This is a genomic window from Pseudomonas sp. GW-45 (genome assembly GCF_056896675.1).
Genome location: NZ_CM167674.1, coordinates 2141869 through 2162528, shown reverse-complemented (window position 1 = coordinate 2162528; position 20660 = coordinate 2141869). Strand labels below are relative to the sequence as shown.

The following is a 20660-nucleotide window of genomic DNA, read 5'->3' as shown; positions in this document are numbered from 1 at the left end:
GCACATTACAAGAATGATCCGTGAGGAGACTAACGCCATGAGTTCCACCCCCGAGAATCCAACGCCGGCTTTCAAGCCAAAAAAATCCGTGGCCCTGAGCGGTACTGCCGCCGGTAATACATCCCTGTGTACCGTAGGCCGCAGCGGCAACGACCTGCATTATCGTGGTTACGACATCCTGGATGTTGCCAACACCTGCGAGTTTGAAGAAATTGCTCACCTGCTGGTGCACGGCAAGCTGCCGACTATAGCCGAGCTGGCGGGTTATAAGGCCAAATTGCAGGCGCTGCGCGGCTTGCCCGCGTCACTCATGGCGGCTTTGGAACAGCTGCCGCCGTCTGCCCATCCGATGGATGTGATGCGCACCGGTGTGTCTGTGTTGGGTTGTGTGTCGCCAGAGAAGGATGATCACAACCATCCGGGCGCGCGCGACATTGCCGATAAACTGATGGCGTCTTTTGGCTCTATGTTGCTGTACTGGTATCACTTCAGCCACAACGGCAAGCGTATCGATGTAGAAACCGATGACGATTCAATCGGCGGTCATTTCCTGCATCTGCTGCACGGTAAAAAGCCCTGTGAATCCTGGGTGCGCGCCATGCATACCAGTTTGAATCTTTACGCAGAGCACGAGTTTAACGCCTCTACCTTTACCAGCCGCGTCATTGCCGGTACGGGCTCTGATATGCATTCGTGCATTGCTGGCGGTATTGGCGCATTACGTGGCCCTAAGCACGGTGGCGCCAATGAAGTCGCCTTTGAGATTCAAAAGCGTTACGACAACCCGGACGAGGCTGAGGCTGATATCCGTGCCCGCGTTGAAAAGAAAGAAGTAGTTATTGGCTTTGGCCACCCGGTTTATACCGTTTCTGATCCGCGTAACAAGGTGATCAAGGACGTCGCGCGCGAGCTCTCTGAAGCGCAGAACAACACCAAGATGTATGACATCGCCGAGCGGCTGGAAAGCGTCATGTGGGAAGCCAAGAAGATGTTCCCCAACCTCGATTGGTTCAGCGCCGTCAGCTACCACATGATGGGCATACCGACCGCCATGTTTACGCCCCTATTCGTCATCGCGCGTACCTCTGGCTGGTCCAGCCACGTGATCGAACAGCGTATTGACGGCAAGATCATTCGGCCGAGCGCCAACTACGTCGGCCCTGAAGATGTGGTTTTTGTACCACTCAAGGATCGTAAGTAATGAACACTGACTATCGCAAATCCTTACCCGGTACCCAGCTGGATTATTTCGATACGCGTGAGGCGATCGAAGCCATCCAGCCTGGTGCCTACGCCACGCTGCCCTATACCTCTCGCGTTCTGGCCGAACAGTTGGTACGTCGCTGCAGTCCGATCATGCTGACCGATTCGCTTAAGCAGCTGATCGAGCGCAAGCGCGATCTGGACTTCCCCTGGTATCCAGCGCGCGTGGTCTGCCACGACATTCTCGGTCAGACCGCATTGGTTGATTTGGCCGGCCTGCGTGACGCCATCGCTGAGAAGGGCGGTGACCCGGCCAAGGTCAACCCGGTGGTGCCCACTCAGCTGATTGTTGATCACTCGTTGGCAGTGGAGCACGCCGGTTTTGAGGAAAACGCCTTCGAGCAGAATCGTGCGATTGAAGACCGTCGCAACGACGACCGCTTCCACTTCATCAACTGGACCAAGACTGCGTTCGAGAACGTCGACGTGATTCCTCCAGGCAACGGCATCATGCACCAGATCAACCTGGAAAAGATGTCGCCGGTCGTGCAAGTGCGTGATGGCGTGGCTTTCCCCGATACCTGTGTAGGTACCGATAGCCACACGCCTATGGTCGATGCGCTCGGTGTAATCTCCGTGGGCGTTGGTGGGCTAGAAGCGGAAAGCGTGATGCTCGGCCGTGCCTCCTATATGCGTTTGCCCGATATCGTCGGCGTAGAGCTGGCTGGTCGGCTGCAGCCGGGTATCACCAGTACCGATATGGTGCTGGCGATTACCGAGTTTTTACGCCGCGAGCGGGTGGTGGGTGCGTACCTGGAGTTCTACGGTGAAGGCGCTAATGCGCTGACCGTCGGTGACCGTGCAACTATCTCGAATATGACGCCTGAATACGGCGCGACGGCAGCGATGTTCTACATCGACCGGCAGACCATCGATTACCTGAAGTTGACCGGTCGTGATGATGATCAGGTCAAGCTGGTGGAAGACTTCGCCAAGCACACTGGCCTGTGGGCCGATGAGCTGACAGAGGTCGAATACGAGCGCGTGTTGCGCTTTGACTTGTCCAGCGTGCACCGCAGCATGGCCGGGCCATCCAACCCGCATGCACTGCTGCCTACATCTGAACTGGCTGCCCGTGGCATCAGTGGTGTGATTGAAAACGAAGAGGGCAAGATGCCTGACGGCGCGGTGATTATCGCTGCGATCACCAGCTGCACTAACACCAGCAACCCGCGCAATATGATTTCTGCGGGTCTGATTGCGCGTAACGCCAATCGTCTTGGTTTAACCCGCAAGCCTTGGGTTAAAACGTCGCTGGCGCCGGGCTCGAAAACCGTGAAGATGTATCTGGAAGAGGCTAAGTTATTGCCCGAGCTGGAAAGTCTAGGTTTTGGCGTAGTGGCTTTTGCCTGCACTACGTGTAACGGCATGAGCGGCGCGCTGGACCCGGTCATCCAGAAAGAAGTGATCGAGCGTGATCTTTACGCGACGGCTGTGCTGTCGGGTAACCGCAATTTTGATGGCCGTATTCACCCCTACGCCAAGCAAGCCTTCCTGGCCTCGCCGCCGTTAGTGGTGGCTTACGCGATTGCTGGCACCATTCGCTTCGATATCGAGAAGGATGTGCTGGGCCTGGATCAAAACGGTAATCCAGTCACCTTGAAAGACATCTGGCCGAGCGATGAAGAGATCGACTCCATCGTCAAAGCTAGCGTTAAGCCGGAGCAGTTCCGCCAAGTCTACATTCCGATGTTCGACATTACGCATGACACCGAATCCAAGACGCCGCCGCTGTATGATTGGCGCCCGAACAGTACCTATATCCGTCGCCCACCGTATTGGGAGGGCGCCCTGGCGGGTGAGCGTTCACTCAAGGGCATGCGTCCCTTGGCAGTGCTGCCAGACAACATCACCACCGATCACCTGTCGCCGTCTAACGCCATCATGCTAGACAGCGCCGCAGGTGAGTACCTGCACAAAATGGGCTTGCCGGAGGAGGACTTTAACTCCTACGCGACCCACCGTGGTGACCACCTCACAGCGCAGCGCGCGACCTTTGCCAACCCCAAGCTGATCAACGAAATGGCCGTGGTAGATGGCAAGGTCAAGCAGGGTTCGCTGACGCGTATTGAGCCGGAAGGTAAGGTCATGCGTATGTGGGAAGCCATTGAAACCTACATGGAGCGCAAGCAGCCGCTGATCATCATTGCTGGTGCTGACTATGGCCAAGGGTCTTCACGTGACTGGGCTGCCAAGGGTGTGCGACTGGCGGGTGTTGAGGCAATTGCCGCTGAAGGGTTTGAGCGCATTCACCGTACCAACCTGGTCGGTATGGGAGTGATGCCACTGGAGTTTTTGGCGGGCACCACACGCCAAACCCTGGAGATCGATGGCACCGAAACCTATGACGTGGAAGGTGATTTGTCGCCCGGCGCGACCATGACGTTGGTTATTCACCGCAAGAATGGTGAGCGGGTGGATGTGCCGGTTGTCTGTCGTTTGGATACCGCTGAAGAAGCCGCCATCTACCAGGCCGGTGGCGTTTTGCAGCGCTTTGCTCAGGACTTCCTGGAAGCCACTGTGGCGGGTTGATTCGCCGTTCCACTTTACCCATTGCACACCGCCCCGAGGTATTGCAGCCTTGGGGCGGTGTGCATGAGAGGATCTTGTCATCATGTCCTATGTGCCTCAAATCAAAATACCCGCCACTTATATGCGCGGTGGTACCAGTAAAGGTGTGTTCTTCAGTTTGCAGGACTTGCCCGAGCGTGCACAGGTTGCGGGCCCAGCTCGCGACGCATTGCTGTTACGCGTGATCGGTAGTCCCGACCCTTACGGCAAGCAAACCGACGGTATGGGTGGCGCCACCTCCAGTACCAGCAAAACGGTGATTGTCGGCAAGAGTACCCAGGCTGATCACGATGTGGATTACCTTTTTGGTCAGGTAGCTATCGATAAAGCCTTTGTCGACTGGAGTGGTAACTGCGGTAACTTATCCGGCGCTGTAGGGGCCTTTGCCATCACCAGTGGTTTGGTCTCGGCTGAGCGCGTGCCCGCTAATGGCATCTGCACCGTGCGTATCTGGCAAGCGAATATCAGCAAAACCATCATTGCTCATGTGCCCATGACGAATGGTGAGGTGCAGGAAACCGGCGATTTTGAATTGGATGGGGTGACCTTTCCGGCCGCTGAAGTACAGATTGAGTTTATGGACCCAGCCGACGGTGAAGGCTCCATGTTCCCTACCGGTAATCTGGTTGATGATCTGGAGGTGCCGGGTGTGGGTACGCTTAAGGCGACCATGATCAATTCCGGTATTCCCACTATATTTATCAACGCAGCGGACATTGGCTATAACGGCAGCGAGTTGCAGGGCGATATCAACGGTGACGCAGCAGCGCTGGCGCGCTTCGAGCTGATTCGGGCCCATGGCGCTATGCGCATGGGGCTGATAAAGGATGTATCTGAAGCCGCAGGCCGTCAGCACACACCTAAAGTCGCTTTTGTTGCGCCATCAAAAAGCTACACGTCGTCCAGCGGTAAAGCAGTACCGGCAAGCGATATTGATCTGTCGGTGCGAGCGCTGTCGATGGGCGTATTACACCACGCCATGATGGGCACCGCGGCAGTGGCGATCGGTACAGCGGCAGCCATCCCCGGCACGCTGGTCAACTTGGCCGCTGGAGGTGGCGAGCGCACCGCTGCTACCTTCGGTCATCCCTCCGGTACTTTGCGCGTTGGCGCTGAGGCCGCGTTGGTTGATGGTCAATGGCAAGCCACCAAGGCAGTCATGAGCCGCAGTGCACGGGTGCTTATGGAAGGCTGGGTGCGCGTGCCGGGCGACGCGTTCTGAGTCGTACCGGAAGACCCGGTCTAGGCTGGGTAGCCTTTTTTTTTGCAGTCGCTGTGAGCCGGCTCGCCCTTTACTTATCAGTGTTTTGAATAGTACCGCTTGCATTGCGGGCTGCGTCTGGCGATGGCCCGGTGGCATGCTACTCTAAATTTTTTACTCTACTCGATAGGGAATTCGTCATGAATCTGGATTTATCAGGTAAGCGGGCCTTGGTGTGTGGCGCCAGTCAGGGGCTAGGCGAGGCCTGTGCCTACCAGTTGGCACAACAGGGCGCAGAGGTTGTATTGCTGGCTCGTTCGGCAGACAAGCTGCAGACATTGTGTTCACGTTTGCCGGCGGAGCATGGCCAGGAGCACAGCTTTCTTGCCGTGGATATGCAAGATCACAAGACGTTGGCTGAAGTGGTTGGCTACGAGTTGGAGCAGGGCGGGGCCATGCACATCTGGATCAACAACACTGGCGGTCCAGCACCCGGCCCCGCGCATACCGCTGAACCTCAAGCCTATGCCGAGGCGTTTATGCAGCACATGGTTAGCGCTCAAGTGTTACTTCAGCTTTTGTTGCCGGGCATGCGTGAAGCGCAATACGGTCGTATTCTCAACGTATTGTCTACCTCGGTGAAGCAGGCGATACCCAATCTGGGCGTATCCAATACCATGCGTGCGGCAATGGGTAATTGGGCCAAGACGTTGGCCGGCGAGCTGGCGGCAGACGGTATTACTGTAAACAACGTATTGCCGGGGCTAACGCGCACGCCACGCCTTGATAGCTTGATTGCGCATAGCGCTAAGGCCAGTGGCAAGACTATTGAGCAGATTACTCAGGGCATGGCGGCGAGTATTCCCGTACAGCGTTTTGCCGAGCCGGCAGAGTTTGCCAACGCGGTTGGCTTTCTAGCCTCGCCGGCGGCGGCCTACATCAACGGAATCAATTTGCCGGTCGATGGTGGCAAAACCAGTAGTCTGTAAAGCGGTGTCAAAACAAAACGCCCGGCCAATGGCCGGGCGTTTTGTTTACTGCTAGCCGGATCAGTCGTGCAGATGGGCGCAGGCGTGCAGGGTATTCTCCAGCAGGCAGGCGCGCGTCATCGGACCCACGCCACCGGGTACGGGGGTAATCCAGCTAGCGCGTTCCGCCGCCGCAGCGAACTCCACATCACCCACCAGGCGACCGTCTTCCATTCGGTTGATACCCACATCAACCACGATGGCACCGGGCTTGATCCATTCGCCTTTCACCAGGCCGGGTTTGCCGGCCGCTACCACCACCAAATCTGAGCGACGCACGTGGTCTTCCAGACTCTTGGTGAAACGATGGGTAATGGTGGTGGTGCAGCCGGCCAGTAGCAGCTCTAAAGCCATGGGGCGCCCGACGATGTTGGATGCGCCAACGACGGTGGCATCCAGGCCGTACAGGTCCACACCGGTGCTTTTCAGTAGCTTGACGATACCCATAGGCGTACAGGGGCGCAGCAACGGCATGCGTTGTGCCAAGCGTCCAATGTTGTAGGGGTGAAAGCCGTCAACGTCTTTGTCGGGACGGATGCGTTCAAGTAGTTGCGAGGCATCGAGGTGGGCAGGGAGGGGCAGTTGCACCAAAATGCCGTCTATCTCCGGATCGTCGTTGAGATCATCGATCAGGGTGAGCAATTCTTGCTGTTGGGTGCTTGCGGGCAGGTCATGCGAGCGAGAGATAAAGCCAACCTCTTCACAGTCTTTTCGTTTATGCGAAACGTAGACTTGAGATGCCGGGTCGCTGCCGACCAGAATTACGGCCAATCCTGGCAAACGTAAGCCGCGTTCAGTGCGTTCGGCAACTTTCGCGGCGATCTCCTTACGGAGGTTGGCAGCAATCTGCTTGCCATCAATGAGCTGGGCGTTCATGGGGTTCCTGACGCAGAATAAATTGGCGGCATTGTCGCACGCTCAGGCCTGTACGCAAAAGGGCGATCATGGTCTGAGTCCGTAAAAGCAGAAAACGGCGGGTTTGCTTGTCGCCAGCATAGAAAGTTTTGCCGCGCGGGAGCGATAAGCTGCTCTTCTGATTAAAAAAATTACAAACCAACGTTGACGTGGCGCGGCTCGCTAAGTATTATTTGCCCCGCTTCACAGACACAGCGATACCGGTTTGGAAGGTGGTCAGGCTCCACCGAGTGATCGTCACAAAAGATCAGTCGGACATGCCGATGATGTTTCATCATCTACCATGTGCAAAAGGTGCCCGTAGCTCAGTTGGATAGAGCATCCGCCTTCTAAGCGGATGGTCGCAGGTTCGAGTCCTGCCGGGTGCGCCATTGCGCGAAGGTTTGGAGTGTTAGTGTTGCAGTGAGTAGTGGTGGGCGTAGCTCAGTTGGTAGAGCACAGGATTGTGACTCCTGTTGTCGTGGGTTCGATCCCCATCGTCCACCCCATTATTCTGTGAAAATGCCAGGCTCCCGGCCTGGCGTTTTCGTATTAGCTTTATGCGGACGTGGTGGAATTGGTAGACACACCAGATTTAGGTTCTGGCGCCGCGAGGTGTGAGAGTTCGAGTCTCTCCGTCCGCACCATTCAATCAGCTATTGTCTTTTCCAAGACGGTTGATGATGTGTAGAAAAGCCTGTTTGAGCTGGATTCGGTTCAACTCAGTGCTAAATATCGTAAGAAGCCGCTCCCAAACAGCCGTTCACTGGCTGCTAAGCGCGGCTTTTTGCGTTTCTGGTGTTTGGGTTTTATATGTTTTCGGTGTTGACGCCTGCGCGGTGAGCCAACACTGAGAGGGTGTTGTCGGCTGATTGCAGGTTTACGAGTCAGTTGAATGGTCATGAGCTCTCTACCAATTCAAGTGCTCACCCTTGAATTTGGTTGCCTCCGCATTCATATCATTACAATCGCGTCTTGGTTTAATCGAGAAAAAGAGACGACTGTGTCGCTATCTGCCCGCTCTGAGGCGATATCTGTGCAGTGGTGCCGCCTGTTTGCGCCGATGGTGATGACTTCTACGCTTCAAGCGCATAGAATGTTGTCCCTTTGCGATTCACCAAATACATAATTCATTGTCTGTTGAACGAGGAATTTCCATGCAAGTTTCGGTTGAAACCACCTCCGGCCTCGAGCGCCGCATGACCATTGGCGTTCCTGCCGATCGTATTGAAAGCGAGGTCAATAAGCGCCTGCAGCAGACTGCACAGCGTGCGAAGGTCGATGGTTTCCGTCCAGGCAAGGTGCCGATGAGCGTTATCCGCAAGCGCTATGGCGCTTCTGCTCATCAGGAAGTGATCGGCGAAGTGATTCAATCCACCTTCTATGAAGCCATCATGCAAGAAAAGCTCACTCCGGCCGGTGCGCCGAATGTTGAGCCCAAGAGCATGGAAGAAGGTAAGGATTTCGAGTACACCGCAACCTTCGAAGTTTATCCGGAAATCACTTTGGCCGAGTTTGATGGCATTAAAGTTGAGCGTCTCGAGTCGTCAGTGACTGACGCAGATCTGGATACCATGCTGGAAACCCTGCGCAAGCAGAACACCCGTTTTGAAACCGTTGAGCGTGCTGCGCAAAACGATGACCAGCTGACTATCGATTTTGTTGGCAAGGTTGATGGTGAGGCTTTCCAGGGCGGCACTGCCGACGATAGTAATATCGTATTGGGTTCCGGTCGTATGATTCCTGGTTTCGAAGAAGGTTTGGTGGGTGCTAAGGCTGGCGACAGTCTGACACTGAACGTGACCTTCCCAGAGGATTACCAGAATCTGGATCTGGCCGGTAAAGCTGCCGAGTTCGACGTTACCGTCAAGGCAGTTGCAGAGCCTGCGTTGCCTGAGCTGAACGAAGAATTCTTTGCTCAGTTTGGTGTTAGCGAAGGCGGTATCGAAGGCTTCCGCGCCGAAGTTCGTAAGAACATGGAGCGTGAGCTGAATCAGGCGATCAAAACCAAGGTTAAAGCCCAAGTAATGGACGGTCTGCTGGAAACCAACACCGTTGATGTACCTAAGGCGCTGGTTGCCAACGAAATCGACCGCCTGCGCGAGCAAGCTGTGCAGCAGTTTGGTGGCTCCAATATTCAGGCCAGCCAATTGCCTGCTGAGCTGTTTGAAGAGCAGGCCAAGCGTCGCGTTAGCTTGGGTCTGGTTGTGGCTGAAGTGGTCAAGAAGAATGACATCAAGCCCGACAACGATCGCGTGCGCACCATGATCGAAGAGCTGGCCGCTGCTTACCAGGAACCAGAGCAGGTCATCAACTGGTACTACCAGAATGAGCAGCAGCTGGGCGAGATTCAGTCGGTTGTGCTGGAAGAACAAGTGGTGGATACTGTGTTACAGAAGGCGCAGGTAACCGATAAAAAGGTAGCCTACGAAGAAGCCGTTAAGCCCGCGCAGCCTGCACAGGTTGAAGCTGGCGAAGCGGAAGAGAACAGCGCAGACGAGTAATCTCGTTGCCGTTTTTCGCTAACGAGAGCCAGCCTTCGGGCTGGCTCTCGTGTTTTCGTGACATGCTTATTGGAGTGACAGGAATCCATGACCTATAACAGCTTTTCGCAGTTTCCACCGGACGTGCAGGCCGCCGGCGGTCTGGTACCAATGGTTGTTGAACAATCCGCCCGTGGTGAGCGCTCCTACGACATCTACTCTCGCCTGCTGAAAGAGCGGGTAATCTTCCTCGTGGGTCAGGTCGAAGATTACATGGCCAATCTGGTCGTTGCGCAGTTGTTGTTCCTTGAGTCGGAAAACCCCGACAAGGATATTCACCTGTACATCAACTCTCCAGGTGGCTCGGTCACTGCTGGCATGGCGATTTATGACACCATGCAGTTCATCAAGCCGAATGTCAGCACGCTGTGTATTGGTCAGGCATGCAGCATGGGTGCTTTGTTGTTGGCGGGCGGTGCTCCAGGCAAACGCTATTGCTTGCCGCATGCGCGCATGATGATCCACCAGCCGCTGGGCGGTTTCCAAGGCCAAGCCTCGGATATTGAGATTCATGCCCGCGAAATCCTGTTCATCCGCGAGCGCCTGAACAAGGTGTTGGCAGATCATACCGGGCAGCCGCTGGAAGTGATCGAGCGTGATACCGACCGTGACCGCTTTATGAGTGGTTCTGAGGCAGTTGATTACGGTCTGATCGATAAGATGCTGGATTCGCGTCCAAGCGCTGAGTAACCATTTGTTTCATGCCGGTGAACCCCGCACTGACTGCCGTTAGTGTGGGGTGCTGCTTCATTGCAGTGCCTGAATAACGGGGCTGACAGGTGCATGTTGATCGGGTCGCACTTGCAAAGTGGGCACAATGCCCCCATCTTTATATTCAAGAGCGACTTAAGAGTAGGGGTTTTCGATGACCGATATTACTGGGAAGAGTGACGACAACGGCAAGCTGTTGTATTGCTCCTTCTGCGGCAAGAGCCAGCATGAAGTGCGCAAGCTGATTGCCGGCCCCTCCGTGTTTATTTGCGATGAGTGCGTTGATCTGTGTAACGACATCATTCGCGAGGAAGTGCAGGAAAGTCAGGCTGAGAGCAATAATCAAAAATTGCCTACGCCAGTTGAGATTTGCACCATTCTTGATCAGTACGTCATTGGTCAGGAACGCGCTAAAAAAGTACTCTCTGTTGCCGTATACAACCACTACAAGCGGTTGAATCAGCGCCAGGGTAAAGATGAAGTCGAGCTGGGCAAGAGCAACATCCTGCTTATCGGTCCTACCGGTTCGGGTAAAACGCTGTTGGCCGAAACGCTGGCGCGTCTGTTGAACGTACCCTTTACCATTGCCGACGCCACCACGCTGACCGAAGCCGGTTACGTTGGTGAAGATGTAGAAAACATCATTCAGAAGCTACTGCAGAAGTGCGACTACGACGTAGAGAAAGCCCAAATGGGTATTGTCTACATTGATGAAATCGACAAGATTTCGCGCAAGTCTGATAACCCTTCTATTACCCGTGACGTATCGGGCGAAGGTGTACAGCAAGCACTGTTGAAGTTGATCGAAGGCACGGTTGCCTCCGTACCGCCCCAGGGTGGACGCAAGCATCCGCAGCAGGAATTTTTGCAGGTAGATACCCGTAATATCCTGTTCATCTGTGGTGGTGCTTTTGCCGGTCTGGAAAAGGTCATTCGTGATCGTTCCGAGAAGAGCGGTATTGGTTTCAACGCCACTGTGCGCAGTAAAGATGGCGGTAAGAAGGTCGGTGACGCGCTGAAAGAAGTTGAACCGGATGATCTGGTGCGTTTTGGCCTGATCCCTGAGTTCGTTGGTCGTCTACCGGTTATCGCAACCTTGAACGAGCTGGATGAGGATGCGCTGATCCAGATTCTGACTGAGCCGAAGAACGCGTTAACTAAGCAATATGCGCGTCTATTCGACATGGAAGGGGTAGAGCTGGAGTTCCGTACTGATGCGTTGAAGGCTATTTCTTCACGCGCGCTGGAGCGTAAATCCGGTGCTCGAGGCCTGCGTTCCATTCTGGAAAGTGTGTTGCTGGAAACCATGTTTGAGATTCCATCAGCCGAAAACGTCAGTAAGGTAGTGATCGATGAGAACGTCATCAAAGGTGAGGCTAAGCCTTTGCTGATTTACGAAACGGTCGAGCAGCCACCAAAGGCTATGCCTGAGGATTGATCTGCAAGTCGTTGATTGCGCCGCCACTTTGGCGGCGCAATCGTTTTTGCTATACGCAAAATGCGGCAATATTATTACGCTCTCCCTGCTTGTTTTTTCCTTTCCTAGCCCCCATCTTGAATTCATGGACTTTTCATATTTCGGCGCCGCTGTATCTGTGCGCCCCTCAGCGAGTGAGCCTCAGCCATGACGACTCTTAGCGAATTCCCGCTCCTGCCATTACGCGATGTGGTGGTGTATCCCCATATGGTCATTCCCCTTTTTGTGGGGCGTGACAAATCCATTCAAGCGCTTGAACAGGCGATGTCTGGTGGTAAGCAGGTGTTGTTGATTGCCCAACGCGATCCGGGCGAAGACGATCCCGCGCGCGATGGCATGTACGACATGGGTACTGTCGCCACCATTTTGCAGTTGCTCAAATTGCCAGACGGTACCGTTAAGGTGCTGGTTGAAGGTGAACAGCGCGCGCGCATTGACTCAATTGAAGAAGTTGAAGGCTATCAGTCGGCAACGGTTGAGTTGCTGACTGAGGTGACGCTGGATGAGCGTGAAGCCGAGGTGCTCACGCGCAGTCTGATGAGTCATTTCGAGCAGTTTGTACAGTTAGGTAAGAAAGTCCCTTCCGAGGTGGTTTCGTCTCTTTCGAGTATTAATCAGCCCGGCCGCTTGGTCGACACTATGGCCGCTCACTTATCGCTGAAGCTGGAAGAAAAGCAGGCGATTCTGGAAATACTCCCTCTGAACGAGCGGGTAGAGCATGTGTTGGGTGTGCTGGATGGCGAGATTGACTTGTTGCAAGTCGAAAAGCGTATCCGCGGCCGGGTTAAGAAACAGATGGAGCGCAGCCAGCGCGAGTACTACCTGAACGAGCAGATGAAGGCCATCCAGAAGGAGATGGGTAATCTGGATGAAGGGCACAGTGAGTTTGACGAGCTGCGCAAGAAAATTGACGACGCCGGTATGTCGGAAGAAGCCTTGACCAAGGTTAATGCTGAATTCAACAAGCTGAAGATGATGTCGCCTATGTCGGCCGAAGCGACCGTGGTGCGCTCTTATATCGATTGGCTTACGGCAGTGCCGTGGAAAAAGGCCAGCAAGGTGCGACATGACATCCAGCGTGCCGAGAAGGTGCTGGAGGAAGATCATTACGGCCTGGAAGAGGTCAAGGAGCGTATCCTTGAGTATCTGGCAGTGCAGAAGCGGGTGCGTAAGCTTAAAGGGCCTGTGCTCTGCCTGGTGGGGCCTCCTGGCGTAGGTAAAACTTCGCTGGGCGAATCCTTGGCACGGGCAACCAATCGTGAATTTGTGCGCATGGCGCTCGGTGGGGTGCGCGATGAGGCGGAAATCCGCGGTCATCGTCGGACCTATATAGGCTCGCTGCCAGGTAAATTGATTCAAAAGATAACTAAGTCGGGCGTAAAAAACCCGCTGTTCTTGTTCGATGAGATCGACAAGATGGGTCAGGATATGCGCGGCGATCCTTCCTCAGCGCTGCTAGAGGTGCTGGATCCAGAGCAGAATCACGCCTTCAATGACCATTACCTTGAGGTGGATTACGACCTGTCGGACGTGATGTTTATTTGTACTGCAAACTCGATGAATATCCCGGCGCCGCTGCTCGACCGCATGGAGGTCATCCGGATTCCGGGTTATACCGAAGACGAGAAGATCAATATCGCCGATCGCTACCTGGTGCCCAAGCAGGTTAAGAACAACGGATTGAAGAAAGACGAGCTCACTTTCAGCCAAGAATCGCTGCGTGACCTGGTCCGCTATTACACTCGCGAGGCAGGTGTGCGTGGTTTGGAGCGCCAAATCGCCAAGGTTTGCCGCAAAGTGGTGAAAGAACAGGTTGCGGAACGCAAGCCCAAACCGGTCGCGCTTGATGAGAATTTACTCGAGCATTACCTGGGGGTACGCAAGTTTAATTACGGCCTTGCTGAGGAGGCAGATCAGGTTGGTCAGGTGACCGGTTTGGCCTGGACTCAGGTAGGTGGCGAGTTGCTGAGTCTGGAAGCTGTCGTGGTTCCTGGGAAGGGGCGGCAGATCAAAACCGGCTCGTTGGGCGACGTTATGCAAGAGTCCATCAGCGCTGCTTTGACCGTGGTTCGCAGCCGTGCAGCGAGCCTGGGAATCAAGGCGGACTTCCATGAAAACAACGACATACACATTCATGTTCCGGAAGGAGCAACGCCTAAAGATGGCCCCAGTGCGGGCGTCGGCATGTGTACTGCGCTGGTTTCTGCGCTGACTAAAATCCCGGTACGGGCGGACGTTGCAATGACCGGTGAGATCACGTTGCGCGGCCAGGTATTGCCGATTGGCGGCTTGAAAGAAAAGCTGTTGGCGGCACATCGTGGGGGCATTAAAACGGTGATCATCCCGCACGAAAATGTCCGCGATTTGAAGGAAATTCCTGACCGTATCAAACAAGATATTGACGTCAAACCTGTGAAATGGATTGACGAGGTGTTGCAGATTGCGCTGCAATACATGCCGGAGCCCTTGAAAGAAGGGGTTGAAGAGATGGTTGCAAAGGATGACAATCGCGAGACTGATGAGAAAGGACGCATCAGTACTCACTGAGGCGATTTGGGTCCGGTGAGTGAAGCGCGTCCAGTGTGGGAGTGTTTTGCTAACCGGTCCGGGATTACTTCAGGCATTCCTTGACACGGTTTTTGACCGCTTGCTATAAAGCGTGCTTCGACCTAAGCAGGTATGCTGACTGGCCACAGCTTTGCTAAGACCACAAGCTTACATAATGACTAACAACTCATTTGAATTTAATAAGGGGACTTAGAGTGAACAAGTCTGAACTGATTGATGCCATCGCCGCATCTGCCGATATTCCTAAAGCTGCTGCCGGTCGCGCTCTAGACGCCGTCATCGAGTCCGTCACTGGTGCACTGAAGGATGGTGATTCGGTTGTATTGGTAGGGTTTGGTACATTCGCTGTTAAGGAGCGCGCTGCGCGCACTGGCCGCAACCCGCAGACTGGTCAGCCGATCGAAATCAGCGCTGCCAAAATTCCTGGCTTCAAAGCAGGTAAGGCACTCAAGGACGCTGTGAACTAATTGCGTCCCTGATCTGATGTGACATGCCGACGGCTCAGGCCAAGGCATGCTACGGAGCCATCCAGGACGCTACAGGCCCAGGCCTATTACGTCGCACAGATGGCTCCGTCAGTTACCAGAAAGGCGCATCGACAGGATGCGCCTTTTTTGTTGGAAGTAGAGAAAGACCATTCAAGGCTTGAGTGGCATGAACCTAGCGCTGGGCGTTCAGGTTAAACAGAATTCGGGGGCATGATGCTGCAAAACATGAGGGACAATGCGCAAAGCTGGGTCGCCAAGGTGATCGTTGGCGTCATTGTGCTGATATTCGCTTTGACTGGCTGGGAGTCCATCAGTCGTTTTTCCAATACCGCAGATGAGGCGGCTGAGGTAAACGGTGAGGTGATATCCAAGCTGGAATTGGAGCAGGCTGTGGCATTGCAGCGCCGCCAATTGATTCAGCAGTTGCAGCAAATGGGCAACAACAGCTTTGATCCAAGCATGATTGATGAAAGCTTTTTACGCACCAGCGTGCTGGATGGTTTGATTGAACGGTCGGTACTGATTCAAGGTGCTGAAGAGGCGGGCTTCGACGTGTCTGATCAAATGATCGACCAGTTAATCCTGACTACACCGGATTTCCAGGTAAACGGCAAATTCGATAGTGACCGCTTCGATATCGTGATCCGCAACATGGGTATGCCCTCGCGCATGGCTTTCCGTGGCCTGGTGCGTCAGCAGCTGCTGATTACCCAGTACCGTAATGGCTACGAAGCGACTGCATTTGCGACGCCGGTCGAGCGTAAGCAGTTGGCCGATCTGGAAAACCAGACTCGTGACTTTTTGGTCATTGAAGTGCCGGTAGCCGATGCCTCCGCTGTTCAGGTTACCGATGAGGAGATCGCGCAGTATTACGCCGCGAGTGCTCAGCAATTCATGACGCCCGAGCAGGTAGTTCTGGAAACGTTGACGCTTTCACGCTCCAGTTTCTTTGATCAGGTTGACGTAAGCGAAGACGCGGTTAACGAGCTTTATCAGCGCGAGATCGGCAATTTGGCTGAACAGCGTCGCGCTTCACACATCCTGGTGGAAGTGGCTGATGACGATGCAGATGCCAAGGCGCGTATTGAAGCTGCGGCGGCACGTATCAATGCCGGCGAAGATTTCGCGAAAGTAGCAGCCGATGTGTCAGACGATGGCGGCAGCGCGCGCAATGGTGGCGATCTGGGTTATGTCATCAAGGGTAGCTTTGATCCGTCTTTCGATGATGCGTTGTTTGCTCTAAAAACGGATGAAGTCTCGGCGCCAGTGCTTACCAGCTATGGCTATCACCTCATCAAACTGACTGACTTGAAGGCACCCGAAGTGCCGACACTTGAGTCCATGCGTGAGCAGCTGGTTCAGGAGTTGAAGTCTGAACAGGTGGAGCGCGCATTTGTTGATGCTTCGCAGGAACTGGCCAATCTGGCGCACGAAGCGTCTGACCTAGCCGAGCCGGCAGCCGCATTGAACCTGAAAGTTGAGTCCCTGGGGCCAGTTGAGCGTCTGGGTGGTGAAGGTTTGGCGAGCAATCCGAAGGTTATGAATGCCGCTTTTACCGATGACGTGCTGAAAAACGGTTACAACAGTGATCTGCTCGAGCTGGATGCCGACACCGTAGTGGTCGTTCGCGTTAAACAGCATCTCAAGCCAGAGCAGCGTCCACTGGAGGAAGTGCAGCAGGAGATCAGTGAGCTGATGGCTTACGAAAAGGCTGAAAAAGCGTCAGCTGAACAGGCTGATGGCTACATTGCCGGTTTGCAATCAGGTGAGCTGACCATGGAAGCTTTGGCGCAGCAACAGGGTGCCGAGTGGCAACAGTATGAGGCAGTGGGTCGCTCATCCAGCGACATCCCCACGCCGTTGCTGCGTAGCGTGTTCGGCCTACCTAAGCCTACTGCCGAAAAAGCAGTCTACGGGCGTATCAAGCAGCCTGCGGGCGGCTTCTGGTTGGTGGCGTTGCGCGGTGTGGCAACCGCCGGAGATGTGCAGGTTGAGGAGGGTGCTGCTTCGCAGTATCAACAGTTCATTGCGGGGCAATCGGGCCAACAGGACTTTAGCGCTGCGCAAGAACAGCTGCGAGCTGACGCTGAGATCGAACGTTTCTGATCGGCCGAAAGTACTGGCATTGCAGAAAAGGCGCTTAGGCGCCTTTTTTGCTTTTTTGTAAGCCGAAAGCGAGGAGCAAGAATATTGGAGGCAAAAAAATGCGGTGACAGTTGTCACCGCAGAAAACGACCGGCTTCGTATTGGGGGGCTTGAAGCCGTTCGGAGCAGCCTATTTCAACGCAAACGTGTAATTCAGTATTAAACGGTTTTCATCAATGTCGCGGGTGGCATTGGAGCGGACCATCGCGTTGCGCCAGCGTACAGACAGGTTTTTCAAGGGGCCGCTTTGTAAGGTGTAGCTGACATCAACATCGCGTTCCCATTCGCTGCCTTCGCGGTTACCAACAGCAAAATCGTCGCCTGTGACGTAACGGGTAAACGCGCTGAGGCCAGGTACGCCTAGAGTGGCGAAGTTAATGTCGTAGCGAGCTTGCCAGGATTTCTCGTCGGCGCGAGTAAAGTCTAAAATTTGCACATAGTTGGCTACGTACGGGTCGGTTTCGGCGAGGTACGGAAAGGCTGTGTCGCCGTCACTGTGTTGGTAGCCAAGCCACAGCTTGTGTGCCCCGGTAGCGGCAGACAGCATCAGCGACTTCATCTGGTGATCAATGTCCAATGGCTGGTTGCCACTGTCACCGGTATCAAAGTAAGCAAGGTTGGCGCCGAGCGTCCAATCACCTACCGGTTGAGCATGCACCAGATTGAACAGGGTCTGTTCGTATACATCTTCCAGTTCCGCACCCCAAATCCCAATTTTGGTGTTGTCGCTGTTAAACGCGTAGTTACCGCCCAAGTAGTTGAACCTGTCCGAACTACCACCCAAAGTGGCACGTATATCTTCGGAGTTGGTGCTGTTGCGGTAGTTCACTTCGCGCAATTGCCCGCCCTGCAGGTCTAGATTCTCTATTTCATTTACTGCCAAGCTGGCACCGGTGAACTCTTGTGGTAACAAGCGCAAATCGCCGGACGAGGCGATCGGCAGCTTGGGCATCAAACCACCGACTTTCAATACACTTTTAGATAGACGTACTTTGCCGGCAGCAGTCGCTTCGCTGTAGCTGCCGGGACCTTCGTTGCCATAGCTGTTGGGCAGTAAGCCGGTGCCTGCGCGGTCGTCGGCAGAGTCCAGTTTTAAACCCACGCCCGCATAAACATCGACGCCGAAACCGATAAAGCCCTCGGTGAAGCCCGACTCTGCTTTGAAAATAAAGCCCTGAGCCCATTCTTCTGCTTTGGACTGGGCGCCGGGATCACGAAAATCGCGGTTGAAATAGAAATTGCGTAACTGAAGGTTGGCGTTGGCGTCATCGACGAATCCGGCCGCCTGAGCATTGCCTGCCAGGGATGTTCCCAGAGCAACGGCGATAGCGCCCGCGAGGGTGTGGGTTTTCACATGCTTCATTGTTGTTCTCCTGATGTGAGTCGGTGCGCTGCTATGGCGCGAATTAACTAAAGCACGGGAGACTGGAGTGGGCCTTACGACGATAGTATTAACGTCATCAAAGTGTCACCCACCGACAATCTTGGGTCGTCATCTGAAAGGCTCGTTGTTGACAGGGTGCTGACGTTTTTCTGAGGTTTATTGGTAGGGACTTATACGGCTTGTACTTTAGTCTAGTGCGGGCAACGAGTTGGCGTTGGTTGGGCGCGTTAGAAGCGCGATGTGGCATCGCTACCGTGAAAGTAAGATAGTGCGGTAGCCTGAGCTTGCCATCGGCGGCTTTGCTAAAACGCTTGAATAACGATCCGTAGGGAAAGAGTTAATGTTGATGAACTTCGTGTTGGGCTTGTCGATGATGGCGCTGTGTTTGTTGCTGCAAGGTTTTTTGGTTATCGCCGCGCTGCGTTATTTTGCCAGACGGCAGGCGCAGGTACGCTCGGCCTTTTTGGCTGCTATGCGGGTCACGGTCGGTTTAATGTTCATTCTGATCGTCGGCAACGTAGCTCAGCTGGTGGCTTGGGCAGTGTTGTTTTATGCGTTGGGCGAGTTCGACACTATGCAGCTGGCTATATATCACTCGGCAGTCAACTTCTCTACCTTGGGCTATGGCGACATCGTTATGTCGGACAAGTACCGGCTGTTGGGGCCGCTTGAGGCGCTCAATGGTGCCTTGATGATTGGCGTGTCTACTGCAGCACTATCCCGAGCCTTCGCAGAAGCGGTTAAAGATCGAGCTTTCGTCTCGCGTTGACGGGCTTCTCTACTTGGCTTATCGATCATCGGTCTGTGCCTTCGGTCGTGCGTTTTTGACAGCGGGGGCAGCCTTCGGCAGAGTACGCGACCTTTAGGGTTGTCTGGCCGTGTGCCGAAGATGGCTAAGCCTTACTTTGCTGGAGTGCGCAAATGAATGCGGTGGTTGCGGCAGTTGCCGTCATGTTGGTATTGAGCCTGTGTCGGGTACACGTTGTGGTCGCTCTCATTCTGGGTGCAATTACCGGTGGTTTGCTCGGTGGATTGGGGTTGCAAACTACGCTGGAAACCTTCCAGAATGGGTTGGGTAAGGGCGCCAATATTGCGTTGAGTTATGCGCTACTGGGTGCCTTTGCGGTTGCTATTGCCAAGTCGGGCTTGGCGCACGCGCTGGCCGATCGTGCGTTGCAGGTAGTCGACCGTCAGCAGCAGGGTGGAGCGGGACTATTGAAGCTGGTGCTGATCCTGATGCTGGGCGGCGTTGCCATTGCTTCACAGAACATTCTCCCGATCCACATTGCCTTCATTCCGCTGTTGGTTCCGCCGTTGTTGTATGTCATGGCGCGGTTGAACCTGGATCGCCGCGCGGTAGCCTGCGTGCTGACGTTTGGCTTGATAACCCCTTACATGTTTTTGCCGGTAGGCTTTGGCGGCATCTTCCTTAACGATATTCTGCTGGCGAATGTCGCCGAGAGCGGCGCTGAAGTGGAGGGCATCAATGTGATGCACGCCATGGCACTGCCTGCGCTGGGAATGCTGCTCGGTTTGCTGGTGGCGATTTTTATAAGCTATCGCAAGCCGCGAGAATACGATGTGGCACGCATTCGTCAGGTTGAACGCTTGGAAGGTGGCTATAGCCCGATGTCTTTGCTGGTAGCACTGGTCGCGGTGGTGGTTGCCTTCATCATCCAGCTTTGGCTGGACTCCATGATTGTGGGGGCCCTGGCTGGCTTTGTGATTTTCTCCGTTTCTGGTGTGGTGCGCTGGAAAGACGCTGACGGGGTGTTTACCGAAGGCATGAAGATGATGGCGATGATCGGTTTTATCATGATCGCCGCCGCCGGGTTTGCCGAGGTAATGCGTGCAACTGGAGCGATTCAGACGTTAGTAGAAAGCTCCGCTGACCTCATTGGCGGTAATCGCGCGTTGGCTGCGTTGCTGATGCTGCTGGTTGGTTTACTGATCACCATGGGGATTGGCTCTTCATTCTCCACCATCCCGATTATCGCGGCTATTTATGTGCCGCTAGCGGCTCAGTTAGGGTTTAGCCCCTTGGCAATAGTTGCACTGGTGGGCACCGCTGCCGCGCTGGGTGATGCGGGCTCACCCGCCTCTGACTCAACTTTAGGACCGACAGCCGGCCTAAATGTGGACGGCCAGCACAATCACATCTGGGACACGGTAGTGCCGACCTTTCTGCATTACAACCTGCCGCTTATTGCCTTCGGTTGGCTGGCCGTGATGGTGCTGTGATGTTGAACCATTCTTTAAGCGCCAAGCGTTAGAGAAACAGCGCGGTCGCAGCCTATTTACCTGCGAGCCTTCGCCCCTCGGCGGAGGTTCGCAGGGGCGTCTCCTATTCTGCATGCCCGTTCAGATTGAGTTGATCAAGGCTTGCC

General features: G+C 54.6%; 14 protein-coding genes and 3 tRNA genes. 15 read left to right on the top strand and 2 right to left on the bottom strand.

The window, feature by feature from the left end:
* The first annotated feature begins 37 nt into the window (after positions 1 to 37).
* The 4 genes from prpC (at position 38) to AC1XYH_RS09795 (ending at position 6024) form a co-directional block, all read left to right on the top strand.
* Positions 38 to 1201, top strand: a complete 1164-nt coding sequence (gene prpC, locus AC1XYH_RS09810; protein WP_483323020.1) for a bifunctional 2-methylcitrate synthase/citrate synthase — start codon at positions 38 to 40, stop codon at positions 1199 to 1201.
* On the top strand, positions 1201 to 3795 hold the full coding sequence (gene acnD / locus AC1XYH_RS09805; protein ID WP_483323019.1) for a Fe/S-dependent 2-methylisocitrate dehydratase AcnD: 2595 nt from the start codon (positions 1201 to 1203) through the stop codon (positions 3793 to 3795). Before prpC ends, acnD begins: the two co-directional genes overlap by 1 nt.
* A gap of 82 nt (positions 3796 to 3877) precedes the next feature.
* Positions 3878 to 5056 (top strand): 2-methylaconitate cis-trans isomerase PrpF, encoded by a 1179-nt coding sequence (prpF, locus tag AC1XYH_RS09800; protein ID WP_483323018.1) that lies wholly within the window; start codon positions 3878 to 3880, stop codon positions 5054 to 5056.
* A 179-nt stretch (positions 5057 to 5235) separates the two neighbouring features.
* Positions 5236 to 6024 (top strand): SDR family oxidoreductase, encoded by a 789-nt coding sequence (locus AC1XYH_RS09795; RefSeq protein WP_483323017.1) that lies wholly within the window; start codon positions 5236 to 5238, stop codon positions 6022 to 6024.
* A gap of 60 nt (positions 6025 to 6084) precedes the next feature.
* Here the strand turns inward: AC1XYH_RS09795 and folD are convergent, their stop codons facing one another.
* Entirely contained in the window at positions 6085 to 6939 is an 855-nt protein-coding gene (gene folD / locus AC1XYH_RS09790) for a bifunctional methylenetetrahydrofolate dehydrogenase/methenyltetrahydrofolate cyclohydrolase FolD (protein WP_483323016.1), read from the bottom strand.
* A gap of 333 nt (positions 6940 to 7272) precedes the next feature.
* Between folD and AC1XYH_RS09785 the strand changes: the two genes are divergently transcribed.
* From AC1XYH_RS09785 to AC1XYH_RS09745, 9 genes are all read left to right on the top strand, one after another.
* Positions 7273 to 7349: transfer RNA gene (locus tag AC1XYH_RS09785), tRNA-Arg, on the top strand.
* A gap of 41 nt (positions 7350 to 7390) precedes the next feature.
* Positions 7391 to 7466 (top strand) — tRNA-His (locus tag AC1XYH_RS09780).
* Between the two features lie 53 nt (positions 7467 to 7519).
* A tRNA-Leu gene (locus tag AC1XYH_RS09775) sits at positions 7520 to 7604 on the top strand.
* 510 nt (positions 7605 to 8114) lie between these two features.
* Positions 8115 to 9461: a trigger factor gene (gene tig, locus AC1XYH_RS09770; protein WP_483323015.1), complete on the top strand. Its 1347-nt coding sequence runs from the start codon at positions 8115 to 8117 to the stop codon at positions 9459 to 9461.
* Positions 9462 to 9548: 87 nt separating this feature from the next.
* The gene (gene clpP, locus AC1XYH_RS09765) at positions 9549 to 10190 is read left to right on the top strand and encodes an ATP-dependent Clp endopeptidase proteolytic subunit ClpP (RefSeq protein WP_483323014.1); all 642 of its coding nucleotides are present in this window, start codon (positions 9549 to 9551) and stop codon (positions 10188 to 10190) included.
* A 175-nt stretch (positions 10191 to 10365) separates the two neighbouring features.
* Positions 10366 to 11649: an ATP-dependent Clp protease ATP-binding subunit ClpX gene (gene clpX / locus AC1XYH_RS09760; RefSeq protein WP_483323013.1), complete on the top strand. Its 1284-nt coding sequence runs from the start codon at positions 10366 to 10368 to the stop codon at positions 11647 to 11649.
* Positions 11650 to 11835: 186 nt separating this feature from the next.
* Positions 11836 to 14235, top strand: a complete 2400-nt coding sequence (gene lon, locus AC1XYH_RS09755; protein ID WP_483323012.1) for an endopeptidase La — start codon at positions 11836 to 11838, stop codon at positions 14233 to 14235.
* A 215-nt stretch (positions 14236 to 14450) separates the two neighbouring features.
* Positions 14451 to 14723 carry a nucleoid-associated protein HU-beta gene (hupB, locus tag AC1XYH_RS09750; protein WP_092284196.1) on the top strand — a complete coding sequence of 91 codons (273 nt, stop codon included), beginning with the start codon at positions 14451 to 14453 and terminating at the stop codon, positions 14721 to 14723.
* A gap of 231 nt (positions 14724 to 14954) precedes the next feature.
* Complete coding sequence (locus AC1XYH_RS09745; protein ID WP_483323011.1) at positions 14955 to 16850, top strand: SurA N-terminal domain-containing protein; 1896 nt, start codon at positions 14955 to 14957, stop codon at positions 16848 to 16850.
* Positions 16851 to 17019: 169 nt separating this feature from the next.
* Here the strand turns inward: AC1XYH_RS09745 and AC1XYH_RS09740 are convergent, their stop codons facing one another.
* Entirely contained in the window at positions 17020 to 18252 is a 1233-nt protein-coding gene (locus tag AC1XYH_RS09740) for an OprD family porin (protein ID WP_483323010.1), read from the bottom strand.
* 361 nt (positions 18253 to 18613) lie between these two features.
* Between AC1XYH_RS09740 and AC1XYH_RS09735 the strand changes: the two genes are divergently transcribed.
* Both AC1XYH_RS09735 and AC1XYH_RS09730 read left to right on the top strand, forming a co-directional pair.
* Entirely contained in the window at positions 18614 to 19042 is a 429-nt protein-coding gene (locus AC1XYH_RS09735; RefSeq protein ID WP_483323009.1) for an ion channel, read from the top strand.
* A gap of 152 nt (positions 19043 to 19194) precedes the next feature.
* Positions 19195 to 20514, top strand: coding sequence for a Na+/H+ antiporter family protein (locus AC1XYH_RS09730; RefSeq protein WP_483323008.1), 1320 nt, complete (start codon positions 19195 to 19197; stop codon positions 20512 to 20514).
* Positions 20515 to 20660: the final 146 nt, after the last annotated feature.